This is a genomic window from Rhodoferax lacus (genome assembly GCF_003415675.1).
In the GTDB taxonomy this organism is placed as follows: Bacteria; Pseudomonadota; Gammaproteobacteria; order Burkholderiales; family Burkholderiaceae_C; genus Allorhodoferax; species Allorhodoferax lacus.
Window position 1 is genome coordinate 39,628 of sequence record NZ_QFZK01000002.1, and the last position, 15,363, is coordinate 54,990.

Here is a 15,363-nt window from a genome sequence, read left to right on the forward strand (position 1 = left end):
CTTGGATTGTCCGCGCAAAATGAACAAACTGTTTTCTACCGTAGCTGCCGCGCTTGTCGCGTGTGTGACTCTTGTGTCTGCGCACGCGCAGGAAGTTGCGGGCGATGCCAAAGCGGGCGCCAAGAAGAATGCCATGTGCATTGGTTGCCACGGCATCGTGGGCTACCAGGCCAGCTTCCCCGAGATCCACAAGGTCCCCAAGATTTCCGGTCAGAGTGCCAAGTACATCGCCAGTTCCTTGAATGCCTACAAAAAAGGCGAACGCAAGCACCCCACTATGCGCGGCATTGCAGCCTCACTGACTGACCAGGATATCGCCGACCTGTCGGCCTATTACGCTGCCAGCGGTGTGGTGGAAGGCACATCCGCCCTGGCTGCAGCGCCGGCGGCTGCCGGACATGCCGCCGAGCTGGTGGCCAAAGGCAATTGCACTTCCTGCCACGGCGCCAGCTTCAGTGCGCCCATTGACCCAAGCTACCCGCGCATTGCCGGCCAGCATGATGACTACCTGTTTGTGGCACTCAAGTCCTACAAGAATGACAGCAGCGCCCAGGTGGGACGCGCCAACGCCATCATGGCCGGCGTGGCCAAGCAGTTCTCGAATGCCGAGCTGAAGGAACTGGCCGCTTACGTGGGCAGCTTGCCCAGCGACCTGAAGACCGTGCCTGAGAGCCGCTTCCGCTAAGCCAGAGCCTTGCATCGGTGCTGCCCGGCGCGCCGGTCAGCCAACACAAAAAGCGCCACCGATGTGGCGCTTTTTTTTAGTCCTTGGTGGCGTGGCGCTGGATGCAGGCGATATAGCTGTCGCCATCCGGCGGGCGCCCGCCCTGCTGGCTGTCCCACAGCATCTTGCCCAGGCACTCCATGGCCTCATGGTGCGCCTGGTGCAGGGAGTTGCGTTTGTGGGTGAGCAGTTCCACGGCCTGGCGGATGCCGCGGGGCTGGTCAATGCTGCACTGCTCGCTGATGGACAGGTGCATGGACAGATGCAGGAAGGGGTTGGTGCGGCCCGGCTCGCTTGTCTGCATGCTGGCCAGCGCGGCCTCCACATCGGCGAAGTCGGCGTGGTACTCCGGGTGCTCGTCCATCCAGCGTGCAGCCAGCGTTTCTATGGCTTCCAGGGGTTGACCATCGCGGGCCTTGGCAAAAGCGCCGCAGAAAAAGCGGCGCACGTCTTCTTGGGAGGGGCTGAACATGGCATCAAGCGTAGCACGCCGCATGGCCCTGTGCGGTGTTGGCAGGCTGGCGTTGGTTACATTTGAGCCATGAGTTTTCCGCTGATTACCGACCCTTATTTTTACGCTGTCACCATTCCCGCCGTGCTTTTGTTGGGCGTCAGCAAAAGCGGCTTTGGTGCCGGTTTTGGTTCTCTGGCTGTGCCCATGATGGCATTGGCGGTGACGGTGCCGCAGGCTGCCGCGATCTTGATGCCTGTGCTGCTCCTCATGGATGTGCTGGGTATGGCGGCCTTTCGCAAAGACTTTGACATGGCGCTGCTGAAGTTCATATTGCCCTTTGGTGTGCTGGGCATCGTGGTGGGTGCGCTGTTGTTCAAGGTGCTGGATGCGCACACGGTGGCGGCCATGGTGGGCGTGTTTACGCTGCTGTTTCTGGCGCAGCGCCTGCTGTTCCCGCCCAAGCCCAACAGCCCCTTGCCACCCAAGTGGCTGGGCGCCTTGCTGACGGTCACGTCCGGCTTCACCAGCTTTGTGGCCCATGCGGGTGGGCCCCCCATCAATGCCTATGTGATTCCACTCAAGCTCTCGCCCATCAAGTTCACGGCCACCATGGCCTTTTTCTTTTTTGTGGTGAACCTGTGCAAGTGGATCCCCTATGCCTGGCTGGGTCTGCTGGATACGCGCAATATGGCCACATCGCTGGTGCTGTTGCCGATTGCGCCCATCGGTGTGTGGGTTGGCGTGCGCATGGCGCGACGCATCAGCCAGGTGCTGTTTTACCGCTTCCTGTACCTGGGCATGTTGCTGACCGGCCTGAAGCTGGTCTGGGATGGCTTTGTAGCCTAGGCGCACGCTGTGCAAAGCAGTAGTCTGCGGGTTAATATGGCCCGCGGTATCCGCACCATGGTGGGCATTTTCCAGGAGGTCCTTTATGCCGGTAGTCGTTATTGCCAATCCCAAAGGCGGCGTGGGCAAATCCACGCTGTCCACCCAGGTTGCAGGCTACTTTGCTTCACAGGGGCATGCCGTCATGTTGGGCGACGCGGACCGGCAGCAGTCCAGCAAGCTGTGGTTGGGATTGCGCCCGCCGTCAGCCCCCGCCATCAGCAGCTGGCAATTGGATGCGGACCAGATTGCCAAGCCGCCAAAGGGCACCACCCACGTGGTGCTGGACACCCCGGCCGGGCTGCACGGGCGGCGCTTCAAGGACATCATGAAGCTGGCGGACATGGTGTTGGTGCCCTTGCAGCCCAGCATTTTTGACATCTTTGCCACACGTGCCTTTCTGGATGAACTGGCGCAAAACGCCAACGCCTCCAAGGCGCGTATCGGTCTGGTGGGCATGCGGGTGGATGCACGCACCATCGCAGCCGACCAGCTCGATACCTTTGTGCAATCCATAGGCCTGCCCATGGTGGGCTATGTGCGCGACACGCAGAACTACATCCATCTGGCGGCACAGGGCCTCACCGTGTTCGACGTGGCGCCCGCCCGGGTGGAGCGCGATCTGGAGCTGTGGCAGCCGATTTGCCGCTGGCTGGACCAGCGCTGAGTTTGGGGGCAAAGCGCAACACGCAGTGAGCGAACGTGGGGGCCTGTCTTATTTGAAGCCGTTCTGACGCCAGGCTTCAAACACCGTCACCGCCACCGCGTTTGAGAGGTTCAGGCTGCGCTGGCCTTCGCGCATGGGCAGCTTCAGGCATTGCTCGGGGCCAAAGCTGGCGCGTACCGCCTCCGACAAACCCTTGGTCTCCGAGCCGAACACCAGCCAGTCGCCCGGCAGCAACCGCACATCAAACGGGCCGCGGGTGCCGCGCGTGGTCAGGGTGAACAGGCGGGTCGCGTCGGGCCTCTCGGTTTCCAGAAAAGCCTGCCAGTCGGCATGGCGCTTGAGCGTGGCGTACTCGTGGTAATCCAGCCCGGCGCGGCGCATCTGCTTGTCTTCCATGGAAAAACCCAGCGGCTCCACCAGATGCAGGTGGCAGCCGGTATTGGCGGCCAGGCGGATGATGTTGCCGGTGTTGGGAGGGATCTCCGGCTCCACCAAAACGATATTGAACATGCCCGATTATTCCGTACGCGCCACCACCAGCGCCGTGATGTGCAAGGCGCCTGCGCGACGCAGCACCCGTGCGGCTTCAAACAGTGTGGCGCCGGTGGTCATCACATCATCAAGCAGCACGATGCGTTTGTTCTGCACCTCCGCCAAGCGCGTGGGCTCCAGCGCATAGGCGCCGCGCACGCCCAACAGCCGCTCGGCACGCGGCAGGCTGCTTTGGGCGGCCGTGTCTTTCACCCGCAGCAGCACACCGGTTTGCACTTTGTCGGGCAAAAGTGCACGCGCCAGGACCAGCGTCTGGTTGAAGCCGCGCTCTTGCAGTCGCCTGGGTGACAGCGGCAGGGGCAGCAGCCAGTCGGCGCGATCCAGGGCAGGCTCCACCCAGGGCGCGGCGCGCAGCAAGGTGGCCAGGCTGTGGGCCCAGCCTGTATGTTCCTGAAATTTGAACTGGGTGATCAGGCCCGCCCAGGGGTAGTCGTAGGGCACGACCGCCAGGGCCTGGTCCACCGGCGGCGGCTGGACCAAACAGGCGCCGCACTGGCGCATGCCAGCCAGCACCGGCAGGGCGCAGGTGTGGCAGCGCGCCACGGGCTGCGCAAAGCGCTGAACGCAGTCGTCGCACACGGCGCGCGCAGGCCAGGCATGGCACACCGCGCACTGGCTGGGCAGGCGGCCTGCAATCCCCTGGAGCAGTCTGCGAAACATGGCGCCAATATACTGGCCCCTCGTTTTCTGCATGACCATGAGTACCCAACGTCCCCCCACCATCGATCCTCAAGCCGCCCAGCGTTGGGCGTCACAGGCACCGTCCGAGTCCGCCTGGCTGCATGAGGAGGTGGCACGGCGCATGGAAGAGCGCCTGCAATGGATTGTGCGTACGCCCGCGAGCTGGGTGCACTGGCGGCCTTTGCAAGGTGGCCGGCAGGTGCACGGGCCCCTGGTTAAACGCTACCCCAAGGCACAGTGCTACGTGCAACAGGCCAGTGAAGCCCACAGGGACATGGCGCGCTTGCAGTTTCAGCAAGCCTGGTGGAAGCCCGAGCGCTGGATGGGCAGCAGCCCGCAGTTTGTTGAGCCACCCCAGCCGGTGCAGATGCTGTGGGCCAACATGGCTTTGCATATGGAGGCCGATCCACAGGGCCTGATACAGCGTTGGCATGCGGCGCTGGCGGTGGATGGCTTTTTGATGTTCTCCTGCCTGGGGCCCGACACCTTGCGTGAACTGCGCCCGGTTTATGCCGACATGGGCTGGCCTGCACCCAGCCATGAATTCACCGATATGCACGACTGGGGTGACATGCTGGTGCACGCGGGCTTTGCCGAGCCGGTCATGGACATGGAGCACATCACCCTGAGCTATTCCAGTGCCGACAAACTGCTCGAAGAACTGCGCGGTCTGGGGCGCAATCTGCATCCGCAGCGCTTTGCTGGTCTGCGTGGGCGGCAATGGCGCAAGGCCTTGTGCGACACACTGGAGCGCCGATTGCGCGGCCCGGATGGGCGACTGTCACTGACCTTTGAAGTGATCTATGGCCACGCCTTCAAACCGGTCCCCAAGCTGACGGTTCAGTCAGAAACACGTGTTCCGCTCGAAGAAATGCGACGCTCATTGCGCCAGATCAAGTCTTAATTTGCATGGTGTCTGACTTTCGCGCTTGACATGCGGTAGCGCACGTCAAGTTCAGGTAAAGCGCTGGGCTACAATCGCGCACAAATAATGTCTGGCGCAGCAATGCGACTTGGCCTCGGCGCAGACCGCTGGTTCCAGCAAAAGAGACGAAATACAGAAGCATGAAAGAGGTAAGAACGATGAAGAGCGTTTTCAATGGGCTGGCTTCCTGGATGTGGGCTGCTGCCCTCTGGTTCGGTACTGGCGTGTTTTCGTTGGCGCACGCCGTGTCCGATCTCCCGGGTGGCCCTGGTGTGAACCAGCTCAACCTGACCCAGGGTGTCACCAAAATCTCAGCAGACCAGGCATGGCTGCATTGGTTCATGCTGATCGTCTGCACGGTGGTCTTCCTGGCCGTGTTCGCCGTCATGTTCTATTCCATCTGGAAGCACCGCAAATCGCAAGGCCACAAGGCCGCCAACTTCCATGAAAGCGTGGCAGTTGAAATTGCCTGGACCCTGGCGCCTTTCATCATCGTTGTGGCCATGGGCCTGATGGCTACCAAGACTGTGGTGGCCATGAAGGACACCACCAACGCCGACCTGACCATCAAGGCCACCGGCATGCAGTGGAAGTGGGGCTATGACTACCTCAAGGGCGAAGGCGAAGGCATCGGCTTTGTCTCCACCCTGGACACCGCGCAGCGCGAGATGTCCAACAACGGCGGCCCCAAAAAGGGCGAGGTCGTGGAAGACTACCTGCTCAAGGTCGACAACCCGCTGGTGGTTCCCGTGGACAAGAAGATCCGCATCATCACCACCGCCAACGATGTGATCCACGCCTTTATGGTGCCGGCCTTTGGTATCAAGCAGGATGCCATCCCTGGCTTTGTGCGCGACACCTGGTTCCGTGCCGAAAAAGTAGGTGACTACCACGGCCAGTGTGCCGAGCTGTGCGGCAAGGAACATGCCTACATGCCCATCCATGTGAAGGTGCTCTCGGCCGCTGACTACAGCGCCTGGGTGGCGGCTGAGCAGAAGAAAATGGCCGCCAAGATGGATGATCCGGCCAAGGTCTGGGCCCTGGACGACATTCTGGCGCGCGGCGAAAAAGTCTACGCAGCCAATTGCGTGGCCTGCCACCAGGCCAACGGCAAGGGCGGCGGACCGATCAAGCCCCTGGACGGCGCAGCCGTGGTGCTGGATGCCGACAAGAGCAAACAGATCCTGGTGCTGCTCAATGGCCAGAACAATGCTGCCATGCCATCCTGGAAGGCACTGAGCGATACCGACATTGCGGCGGTCATCAGCTATACCAAGAACCATTGGTCCAACAAGACCGGCCAGCTGGTGCAGCCCGCCGACGTCCTGGCCTTGCGCAAGTAGTTGCCCACGGGTAATCAACGCAAGACCACCAGAAGTGAATTGAGAAGGAAAAGACAATGAGCGCAGTTCTCGGCCAACACGACCACGCCCATGGCCACGATGATGGGCACCATGACGACCACCACGCCCCCACGGGCTGGCGCCGTTGGGTGTTTGCCACCAACCACAAGGACATCGGTACCCTGTACATGATGTTCAGCCTGACCATGCTGATGATTGGCGGCGTATTGGCACTGCTGATCCGTGCCGAACTGTTCCAGCCTGGCCTGCAACTGGTCAACCCCGAGTTGTTCAATTCGCTGACCACCATGCACGGCCTGATCATGGTGTTTGGCGCCATCATGCCGGGCTTCGTGGGCTTTGCGAACTGGATGATTCCGCTGCAGATCGGCGCAGCCGACATGGCCTTTGCCCGCATGAATAACTTCAGCTTCTGGCTGATGATTCCTGCTGGCGCCATGCTGGCCGGTTCCTTCTTCATGCCCGGTGGCGCACCCGCTGCCGGCTGGACGCTGTACGCACCGCTGACCCTGCAGATGGGCCCCTCCATGGACGCCGGCATTTTTGCCATGCACATCCTGGGCGCCTCTTCCATCATGGGCTCGATCAACATCATCGTGACCATCCTGAACATGCGCGCTCCCGGCATGACGCTGATGAAGATGCCCATGTTCGCCTGGACCTGGCTGATCACCGCCTACCTGCTGATCGCCGTCATGCCGGTTCTGGCAGGCGCCATCACCATGACGCTGACCGACCGCCACTTTGGCACCAGCTTCTTCAACCCCGCCGGTGGCGGTGACCCGGTGATGTACCAGCACATATTCTGGTTCTTCGGCCACCCCGAGGTGTACATCATGATCTTGCCGGCCTTCGGCATCATCAGCCAGATCGTGCCGGCCTTCGCCCGCAAGCGCCTGTTCGGCTACGCCTCCATGGTGTATGCAACCTCTTCAATCGCCATCCTGTCGTTTATCGTCTGGGCACACCACATGTTCACCACCGGCATGCCGGTGACAGGCCAGCTGTTCTTCATGTACGCCACCATGCTGATCGCGGTGCCCACCGCCGTGAAGATCTTCAACTGGATTGCCACCATGTGGCGCGGCTCCATGACCTTCGAGACCCCCATGCTGTTTGCCGTGGGCTTTATCTTCGTGTTCACCATGGGCGGCTTCACCGGTCTGATCTGCGCCATGGCGCCCATCGACATCCAGCTGCAGGACACCTACTACGTGGTGGCCCACTTCCACTACGTGCTGGTGGCAGGCTCGCTGTATGCCATGTTTGCCGGCTACTACTACTGGTGCCCGAAGTGGACCGGCGTGATGTACAACGAAACGCGCGGCAAGATCCACTTCTGGTGGTCGCTGATTGCCTTCAACATCACCTTCTTCCCCATGCACTTCCTGGGACTGGCCGGCATGCCGCGCCGCTACGCCGACTACCCCATGCAGTTCGCTGACTTCAACGCAGTGGCCTCCGTGGGTGCTTTGGGCTTCGGTCTGGCGCAGGTGTTCTTCATCTTCTTCATCGTCATCCCCACCATGCGTGGCAAGGGTGAAAAAGCACCCCAGAAGCCCTGGGAAGGCGCCGAAGGCCTGGAGTGGGAAGTTCCCTCGCCCGCACCCTTCCACACTTTTGAGACACCTCCCAAGCTGGATGCAACGGCAACCCGCGTGATTGGTTAAGGCCATGGCAATGACACCTGAGCAAAAGAAATCCAACCTGCGCATGGGCCTGATCCTGGCCTCGGTGGCGGCGGTTTTCTTCATCGGCTTCATGGCCAAGATGATCATCCTGGGCCTGTAAGCCATGAACCTGGTGCGCCTGAACCGACAGATGCTGGGCAAATTGGCCGTGGTGACGGTGGCCATGTTCGGCTTTGGTTACGCGCTGGTGCCCATGTACAAGGCGATATGCGAGTTCACCGGCATCAACGTGCTGGCGCTGGGCGAGCAGGCCATACCGGGCGTGAAGTCCCAAGTGCCTGCCAACACACAAGTCGATTTGAGCCGCACCATCACCGTTGAGTTCGATGCCAACTCGCGCGGACCCTGGGAGTTCAAACCGGCTACGCGCTCGCTGCAAGTGCATCCGGGTGAACTCACCACGGTGATGTACGAGTTCCAGAATGTGCAGAACCGCCGCATGTCGGCGCAGGCCATTCCCAGCTATGCACCGCAGCAGGCGCAGGCCCACTTCAACAAGGTGGAGTGCTTCTGCTTTAACCAGTACACGCTGGAGCCTGGTGAAAAGAAGGTGTGGCCCGTGGCCTTTGTGATTGACAGCAAGCTGTCCAAGGACGTGAATACCATTACCTTGTCGTACACGTTTTTTGAAGTCGGCAGCGGCACACCCCCGGCACCGGTTGCCAGTGTGAAGTTGCCCGCTGTGGCCGGGCTGGGCTCGTAATGGCGGATGCGCCCCAGGGTGACAAGCGCACCTCCGGTTCGATAGCGCACAGCATGAAGCTGGTGGCTTGGTCGATGTTGGGCATACGCAGCCGCAAGGGCTACCAGGATGACCTGTCCAAGGTCAATCCGGTGCATGTGCTGCTGGTGGGTTTTGTGGCGGTGCTGCTGTTGGTGGTGTCGCTGATTGGTTTGGTAAATTGGGTCGTGGCCAAGTAGGGCACGGCGCGGATCACACGTTGTTAGAAGAATTTGAAGGAATGGAGCAGAAATGAGTTCAAGCGCACACGGAACCACACCGTACTATTTCGTACCCGGGCCCTCACGCCACCCGGCCATGGCTGCCCTGGGCCTGTTCTTTGTCATCCTGGGTGCTGGCCAATGGGTCAACGGTGCTGAGTGGGGCAAGTACTCCCTTTTGTTTGGTATGGCCTGGTGGCTGTTTGTGCTGTACCAGTGGTTTGGTGATGCCATTTCCGAGAGCGTCAGTGGCCAGTATTCGCGCCGCATCGACATCTCGTTCCGCTGGAGCATGAGCTGGTTCATCTTCTCTGAAGTCATGTTCTTCGGCGCCTTCTTCACCGCCCTGTGGTGGGCGCGCGCGCACTCGGTGCCCGCCCTGGGCAGCCTGGACAACGCCATTCTGTGGCCTGGCTTCAAGGCCGTATGGCCCAGCCTGGCCGCAGGCGTGACGGCCTCACCCGCTGGCACCGTGGAAGCCTTCACCACCATGGGCCCCTGGCCTTTGCCCACCATCAACACGGCCCTGCTGCTGACCTCCGGCGTGACCCTGACGATTGCCCACCATGCCTTGCTGGTGAACAACCGCAGCCGCACCATCGGCTTCATGTGGGCTACCGTGCTGCTGGGTATCGTGTTCCTGTTTGTGCAGGGCTACGAATACCACCATGCCTACTCCGAGCTCAACCTCAAGCTCACTTCCGGCGTTTACGGCTCGACCTTCTTCATGCTCACGGGCTTCCACGGCTTCCATGTGCTGGTGGGCATGCTGATGTTGCTGTTCATTACCCTGCGCCTGCAAAAAGGCCACTTCAGCGCCGACAACCATTTTGGTTTTGAGGGCGCGGCCTGGTACTGGCACTTTGTGGACGTGGTCTGGCTGGGTCTCTACATCCTGGTGTACTGGCTCTGAGCGAAAAAGGCTCCCAGAAAAAAGGCACCGCTTGCGGTGCCTTTTTGATTGGTGCCGTATAACCCTACAGGCCTATTGCCCGGCCGCGATGCCGGTCGGATGCACCCAGCCCATTTTCCAGGACACCAGCATGCACACAAACAGCAGCACCGAAAAGCCCACCCGCATGGCCAGTGCACGCGCCATGCGTTTGGACTTGTCCGGCGCTTCTGCCTGGCCCCCGCGCAGCATGAAGAACAGGGCCGCGCCCAGGCTGGCAATGATGGCCAGGAATGCAAGTGCAACAAGGTATGACATGGTCAGGATTATCCCGTGAAAGCCCGAACACGGTTGGTGCTGATCACCCTGGCCACCGTGCTGGGCATTGCCACGACCGCGTCGCTGGGCCAATGGCAACTCAACCGAGCCGCGCAGAAGGAGTCACTGCAAGCCAGCATGGACGCGCAAAGCAGCAAGCACCGGGTGGACGCGGCCCTGCTGCTGGCCACTGCCGACCCGACCACGCTGGTGCATCAGCATGCCTTGCTGCGCGGGCAGTGGCTGGCTGACCAGACGGTGTACCTGGACAACCGGCAGATGCACGCGAAGGTCGGTTTTTTTGCCGTTACACCCTTGGCGCTGGAAGGTAGTGGCCATGTGATCCTGGTGCAGCGCGGCTGGGTACAGCGCAATTTTGAAGAGCGTGACAAGGTGCCGGCCATTGAAACGCCATCAGGCAATGTCACAGTGGAGGGACGTATCGCCCCACCCCCCGGGAAGCTATTCGAGTTGGGCACGCCCTCGCAGGGCGCGATACGGCAAAATCTCGACCTGAGCCAGATGCAGGCGCAACTCCAAGCGCACATGCTGCCCGTGCTGCTGGTGCAGACCGGTGCGCCCAGCGAAGGCCTGTTGCGTGACTGGCCTGCCGTCAACCTGGGTGTTGAAAAGCATTACGGCTATGCCCTGCAATGGTTTGGCATGGCCACCTTGATGGCTTTGCTCTACCTCTGGTACCAGTTTTTAAGACCCTATTTCCACCGCACCAAGGACTCCAAGCCCCATGCATAGCGACAGCCCGCAAGACGACCAGCCCCTGGGCCTGACAGTTCACACCATGCCCACGGCCGCGCAAATCGCTGCTGACCCGGTGGCGCGTACCCGCGTGGGTCGCTGGAAGATGGCCCTGGTGCTGCTGATTTGTGCCGCACCGGTGGTGGCCTCGTATTTCACCTACTACGTGGTGCGCCCCGAGGGGCGTCGCAACTACGGCGAACTGATCACGCCGCAACGCCCTTTGCCGGATCTGGCTGGCACCACACTGGACGGCAGCCCGGTCAGCCTGCGCGTGCTCAAGGACCAGTGGCTGCTGATCAGCGTGGCTGGTGGCGCCTGTGACGCTGCCTGCACCAACCATTTGTATTTCCAGCGACAACTGCGTGAAGGGCTGGGCAAAAACAAGGACCGCCTGGACCGCGTCTGGCTGGTAGACGATGCGGCCCCGGTGGCCGACACATTGCAACCGGCCCTGCGCGACTCTACGGTCATCCGCGTGCCGCGCGAGGCACTGGCCCAGTGGCTGGCTGCGCAACCCGGCAAGCAATTGGAAGACCACCTCTACGTGGTGGACCCCATGGGCAACTGGATGATGCGCTTTGCAGCCGGCGTCGACTTGCAGACCGCACCGAAGATCAAGAAAGACCTGGAGCACCTGATGCGCGGCTCCGAAGGTTGGGACCAGGCTGGTCGCCCCTGAAGTCCATGGCTGTTCCGCTGTACAACCTGTCGCCCGTGCTGTCCATTCTGGCCTTCGGGCTGTTGCTGGCCATTGTCCCGGTGCTGTGGGTGCTCCAACGTCAGCGCACGGGCGTGCCCGGCGCACGCCTGCGGGCGTTGACGGTACTGACTTTGTTTCTGACGATGGACCTGGTGCTGTTCGGCGCCTTTACGCGCCTGAGCGACAGCGGTCTGGGTTGCCCCGACTGGCCGGGTTGTTACGGCGAGGCCAGCCCGCTGGCGGCCCATGCGCCCATCAGCGCGGCCCAGGCGGCCATGCCCAGCGGGCCGGTAACCGTCTCCAAGGCCTGGGTGGAAATGGGGCACCGCTACCTGGCCACCGGTGTGGGCGCACTCATCACCCTGCTGATGGTGGCGTCCTGGCTTGGCTTCAAGCATGACAAAGGCCCACGCAGCCTGGGCCGCTGGCTTCCCACAGTCACCTTTGTATGGGTCTGCGTGCAGGGGGCCTTTGGCGCGCTCACCGTTACCATGAAGCTGTTCCCGGCCATTGTCAGCCTTCACTTGCTGGGCGCCTATGGTTTGCTGGCTTTGCTTACCCTGCAGGCCGTGCGCGCCGGGGCAGGGCGCTTGCCTGCCAACGGAACATCAGGCAGCCGGCTGCCGCCACCCTCCACAGATGCACGGGTCCCGTCGCCTGCGGGCCGGGCCCACGGCCTGCCCACGGTGTGGATTGCGGCGGCGCTGGCCCTCTTGGTGCTGCAGGCCGCCAGCGGTGCCTGGGTCAGTACCAACTACGCCGTGCTGGCCTGCAGCGAATTCCCCATGTGCCAGGGCCAGTGGTGGCCGGCCATGGACTTTGCGCGTGGCTTTGTGCTTTGGCGTCCCCTGGGTGAAAACGCCGACGGCACGGTGCTGAGTTTCCAGGCCATGACAGCCATTCACGTGGCCCACCGCCTGCTGGCCATGTTCACTGTCTGTGTGCTGGCAGCCTTGGCCTGGCGCTTGCACGCACACACCAGTGTGCAGTTGCAGGCCCGCTGGCTGGGCGGCCTGGTACTGCTGCAACTGGCAACCGGCCTGAGCAATGTGGTGCTGGGATGGCCAATGTTTGCGGCCATCCTGCACACGGGCGGCGCGGCAGCGCTGGTGGCGGTATTGGTGTGGCTGCTGGCCGCACAACAAAAAGAATGACTGAGACCCTATCCATGATCAATATGACGGTGCTGCGCCAGTTCCATGCGCTGACCAAACCCCGCGTGATTCAGCTCATTGTGTTCTGCGCCCTGATCGGCATGGTGCTGGCGGTGCCCGGCATGCCCAGTGCCGCGGAGGTGTGGCTGGCGTTCATCGCCTGCGTGGGCATCTACCTGGTGGCGGGTGCGGCGGCCGCCTTCAACTGCATTGTCGAAAAAGGCATTGATGCCAAGATGAAGCGCACTTCCTGGCGGCCCACTGCCAGCGGCCAGTTGAGCGACACCCAGACCCTGGTGTTCTCAGCCCTGCTGTGCGTGGTGGGCTCCACCTTGCTGTACGTCTGGGTCAATCCCCTGACGATGTGGCTGACCTTTGCCACCTTTGTCGGATACGCCGTGGTCTACACCGTGATCCTCAAGCCGCTGACACCGCAAAACATTGTGATTGGAGGGGCGTCCGGTGCCATGCCACCGGTGCTAGGCTGGGCTGCCATGACGGGCGATGTGGGGCCCGAGGCCATCATCCTGTTTCTCATCATCTTCCTGTGGACACCGCCGCATTTCTGGGCCCTGGCCCTGTACCGCGTGGAGGACTACCGCAAGTCCGGTCTGCCCATGCTGCCGGTGACCCATGGCAGCGAATTCACCCGCCTGCACATCCTGCTCTACACCTTTGTGCTGTTTGCCGCCTGCCTGCTGCCGTTTGTGTATGGCATGAGCTCCTGGCTGTACCTGGCCGCGGCCGTGGTGTTGAGCGTGGGCTTTTGCTGGTATGGCTGGAAGCTGCTGCGCAACTATTCAGATGAGCTGGCACGCAAAACCTTCCGCTTTTCCCTGATCCACCTGAGTGCGCTGTTTGCGGCGCTACTATTGGATCATTACCTACTGTGAACCCGCATTGAGACAGCCATGAACAAACGACACACCTTGCAGCGCCTGGCAGCCTGTGCGCTGGCGGCAGCAGCACCGGCCTTTCTGGTGGCTTGCTCTGAAGCCAAACCCAGCTTTACCTCAGTGGACGTGACCGGGGCCGACTATGCCAAGGCCTTTGAGCTCAGCGACCACAACGGCAAAGTGCGGCACCTGACCGATTTCGCCGGCAAGGTGGTGGTCATGTTCTTTGGCTACACCCAGTGCCCGGATGTGTGCCCCACCACCATGGCCGATATGGCGGGCATCAAGAAGTCCCTGGGCGCGGATGGCGAGCGCCTGCAGGTGTTGTTCGTCACGGTGGACCCGGAGCGCGACACGCCCGAGCTGCTCAAGGCCTACATGGTGAACTTTGACCCCAGTTTTCTGGCGCTGGTGCCTACGGCCCAGCAACTGCCGGAAGTGACACGCGACTTCAAGATCTACTACAAAAAAGTGGAGGGCGAGACGCCCACCAGCTACAGCATGGACCATTCGGCTGGCAGCTACATCTTTGACGCCAAGGGCCAGTTGCGTCTGTTCACCCGCTACGGCAGCCCCAAAGAGGCGCTGACCAAGGACATTCAGACATTGCTGAAGGCTGGCTGAAAACAGCGGGTGACTGCCCCAGCAAAAAGCCCCCGTGGTGCAAACCAGCGGGGGCTTTTTGTTGACAGAGCGTGTCTGATCAGGCGTAAGCCGCCAGTGCCGTCTTCATCTTCTTCATGGCCGCCACCTCAATCTGGCGGATGCGCTCGGCGCTCACCCCGTATTCGGCGGCCAGGTCGTGCAGCGTCATGCCGCCCGAGTTGTCATCATTCACTTTGAGCCAGCGCTCTTCCACGATGCGGCGGCTGCGCGCATCCAGGCTTTCCAGGGCGGTGGCAATGCCGTCGGTGGCCAGCACATCGCGCTGGCGCGCCTCGATCATGGCCAGGGGCTCGTGGCTGGTGTCGGTCAGGTAGGCAATCGGGCCGAAGGCGTCTTCGCCATCGTCCGACGGGCTCGGGTCCAGCAGCACGTCGCCACCGGAGAGCCGGGTTTCCATCTCGATCACTTCTTCGGGCTTGACCTTGAGCTCGCGCGCCATGGTGGCGATCTGCTCGGGGTTGAGGGTATCGCGGTGCGTGCCCAGGTCGGCGGCGGCATCGTCGCTCTTGAAGCGTTGCTTCATGGAGCGCAGGTTGAAGAACAGCTTGCGCTGGGCCTTGGTGGTGGCCACCTTGACCATGCGCCAGTTCTTCAGGATGTATTCGTGAATCTCGGCCTTGATCCAGTGCATGGCATAGCTCACCAGGCGCACACCCTGGTCCGGGTCAAAGCGCTTGACCGCCTTCATCAGGCCCACGTTGCCTTCCTGGATGAGGTCGCCATGCGGCAGGCCATAGCCCAGGTACTGGCGTGATACCGATACCACCAGGCGCAGGTGCGAGAGCACCAGCTTGCCGGCGGCTTCCAGGTCGTTGTCATTCTTGAACTTGCGTGAGAACTCCTGCTCTTCTTCCAGGGTGAGCATGGGCAGGCGGTTGGCCGCGCTGATGTAGGCGTCCAGGTTGCCCAGCGGCGGCACCATGGACCAGGGATTGGTCACGGACAGGGCTGAGCGGGGTGCGGTGAGGGAAGCAGTCATTGAGGGACTCCTTGTATGCGTGAGGCAAATATTAGCACTCTTGGATGGAGAGTGCCAATCGCTTCCCCCAATGGCCCAGATCGACTGGGGCTATGGCCTTGTAGGGCCCCTAGA

Annotated in this window: 20 protein-coding genes; 15 read left to right on the plus strand and 5 right to left on the minus strand. The window is 61.7% G+C overall.

Annotation, left to right across the window (positions count from 1 at the left end; translation table 11 throughout):
* The first annotated feature begins 19 nt into the window (after positions 1-19).
* Positions 20-685: a c-type cytochrome gene (locus DIC66_RS03775; protein ID WP_117174239.1), complete on the plus strand. Its 666-nt coding sequence runs from the start codon at positions 20-22 to the stop codon at positions 683-685.
* A 76-nt stretch (positions 686-761) separates the two neighbouring features.
* Here the strand turns inward: DIC66_RS03775 and DIC66_RS03780 are convergent, their stop codons facing one another.
* The gene (locus DIC66_RS03780; protein ID WP_117174241.1) at positions 762-1,196 is read right to left on the minus strand and encodes a DUF1841 family protein; all 435 of its coding nucleotides are present in this window, start codon (positions 1,194-1,196) and stop codon (positions 762-764) included.
* Between the two features lie 69 nt (positions 1,197-1,265).
* Here DIC66_RS03780 and DIC66_RS03785 point away from each other — a divergent pair, with 69 nt between their 5' ends.
* Both DIC66_RS03785 and DIC66_RS03790 read left to right on the plus strand, forming a co-directional pair.
* Entirely contained in the window at positions 1,266-2,024 is a 759-nt protein-coding gene (locus DIC66_RS03785) for a sulfite exporter TauE/SafE family protein (protein WP_117174243.1), read from the plus strand.
* Between the two features lie 85 nt (positions 2,025-2,109).
* Positions 2,110-2,730 (plus strand): ParA family protein, encoded by a 621-nt coding sequence (locus DIC66_RS03790; protein ID WP_117174245.1) that lies wholly within the window; start codon positions 2,110-2,112, stop codon positions 2,728-2,730.
* Between the two features lie 48 nt (positions 2,731-2,778).
* Here DIC66_RS03790 and trmL read toward each other — a convergent pair whose 3' ends face one another.
* Entirely contained in the window at positions 2,779-3,240 is a 462-nt protein-coding gene (trmL, locus tag DIC66_RS03795) for a tRNA (uridine(34)/cytosine(34)/5-carboxymethylaminomethyluridine(34)-2'-O)-methyltransferase TrmL (RefSeq protein WP_117174247.1), read from the minus strand.
* Between the two features lie 6 nt (positions 3,241-3,246).
* On the minus strand, positions 3,247-3,942 hold the full coding sequence (locus tag DIC66_RS03800; RefSeq protein WP_117175068.1) for a ComF family protein: 696 nt from the start codon (positions 3,940-3,942) through the stop codon (positions 3,247-3,249).
* 37 nt (positions 3,943-3,979) lie between these two features.
* Here DIC66_RS03800 and DIC66_RS03805 point away from each other — a divergent pair, with 37 nt between their 5' ends.
* The 7 genes from DIC66_RS03805 (at position 3,980) to DIC66_RS03830 (ending at position 9,798) form a co-directional block, all read left to right on the plus strand.
* Positions 3,980-4,867, plus strand: coding sequence for a methyltransferase domain-containing protein (locus tag DIC66_RS03805; protein WP_117174249.1), 888 nt, complete (start codon positions 3,980-3,982; stop codon positions 4,865-4,867).
* 179 nt (positions 4,868-5,046) lie between these two features.
* Positions 5,047-6,231: a cytochrome c oxidase subunit II gene (gene coxB, locus DIC66_RS03810; RefSeq protein WP_117174251.1), complete on the plus strand. Its 1,185-nt coding sequence runs from the start codon at positions 5,047-5,049 to the stop codon at positions 6,229-6,231.
* Between the two features lie 56 nt (positions 6,232-6,287).
* Positions 6,288-7,922, plus strand: a complete 1,635-nt coding sequence (gene ctaD, locus DIC66_RS03815) for a cytochrome c oxidase subunit I (protein ID WP_117174253.1) — start codon at positions 6,288-6,290, stop codon at positions 7,920-7,922.
* Positions 7,923-7,932: 10 nt separating this feature from the next.
* Entirely contained in the window at positions 7,933-8,043 is a 111-nt protein-coding gene (locus tag DIC66_RS23345; RefSeq protein ID WP_233505799.1) for a cytochrome oxidase small assembly protein, read from the plus strand.
* Between the two features lie 3 nt (positions 8,044-8,046).
* Positions 8,047-8,646 carry a cytochrome c oxidase assembly protein gene (locus DIC66_RS03820; RefSeq protein ID WP_117174255.1) on the plus strand — a complete coding sequence of 200 codons (600 nt, stop codon included), beginning with the start codon at positions 8,047-8,049 and terminating at the stop codon, positions 8,644-8,646.
* A complete protein-coding gene (locus DIC66_RS03825) occupies positions 8,646-8,864 on the plus strand; it encodes a DUF2970 domain-containing protein (protein ID WP_117174257.1) in 219 nt (72 codons plus the stop codon). The genes DIC66_RS03820 and DIC66_RS03825 overlap by 1 nt, the downstream gene beginning before the upstream one ends.
* Before the next feature lie 52 nt (positions 8,865-8,916).
* The gene (locus DIC66_RS03830) at positions 8,917-9,798 is read left to right on the plus strand and encodes a cytochrome c oxidase subunit 3 (RefSeq protein ID WP_117174259.1); all 882 of its coding nucleotides are present in this window, start codon (positions 8,917-8,919) and stop codon (positions 9,796-9,798) included.
* Positions 9,799-9,870: 72 nt separating this feature from the next.
* Here the strand turns inward: DIC66_RS03830 and DIC66_RS03835 are convergent, their stop codons facing one another.
* Complete coding sequence (locus DIC66_RS03835) at positions 9,871-10,095, minus strand: twin transmembrane helix small protein (RefSeq protein WP_199534661.1); 225 nt, start codon at positions 10,093-10,095, stop codon at positions 9,871-9,873.
* A 15-nt stretch (positions 10,096-10,110) separates the two neighbouring features.
* On the opposite strand from DIC66_RS03835, the gene DIC66_RS03840 reads away from it, so the two are divergent.
* From DIC66_RS03840 to DIC66_RS03860, 5 genes are read left to right on the plus strand one after another with little or no spacing between them, the layout of a single operon-like run.
* Complete coding sequence (locus tag DIC66_RS03840) at positions 10,111-10,848, plus strand: SURF1 family protein (RefSeq protein ID WP_233505774.1); 738 nt, start codon at positions 10,111-10,113, stop codon at positions 10,846-10,848.
* Complete coding sequence (locus DIC66_RS03845) at positions 10,841-11,533, plus strand: hypothetical protein (protein ID WP_117174261.1); 693 nt, start codon at positions 10,841-10,843, stop codon at positions 11,531-11,533. The genes DIC66_RS03840 and DIC66_RS03845 overlap by 8 nt, the downstream gene beginning before the upstream one ends.
* A 5-nt stretch (positions 11,534-11,538) precedes the next feature.
* On the plus strand, positions 11,539-12,708 hold the full coding sequence (locus DIC66_RS03850; protein WP_117174263.1) for a COX15/CtaA family protein: 1,170 nt from the start codon (positions 11,539-11,541) through the stop codon (positions 12,706-12,708).
* Positions 12,705-13,601 (plus strand): heme o synthase, encoded by an 897-nt coding sequence (gene cyoE / locus DIC66_RS03855; protein WP_117174265.1) that lies wholly within the window; start codon positions 12,705-12,707, stop codon positions 13,599-13,601. The genes DIC66_RS03850 and cyoE overlap by 4 nt, the downstream gene beginning before the upstream one ends.
* A gap of 18 nt (positions 13,602-13,619) precedes the next feature.
* Positions 13,620-14,228, plus strand: coding sequence for an SCO family protein (locus DIC66_RS03860; RefSeq protein ID WP_117174267.1), 609 nt, complete (start codon positions 13,620-13,622; stop codon positions 14,226-14,228).
* A 79-nt stretch (positions 14,229-14,307) separates the two neighbouring features.
* On the opposite strand, the gene rpoH is transcribed toward DIC66_RS03860, so the two are convergent.
* Positions 14,308-15,249: an RNA polymerase sigma factor RpoH gene (gene rpoH, locus DIC66_RS03865; protein WP_117174269.1), complete on the minus strand. Its 942-nt coding sequence runs from the start codon at positions 15,247-15,249 to the stop codon at positions 14,308-14,310.
* Positions 15,250-15,363: the final 114 nt, after the last annotated feature.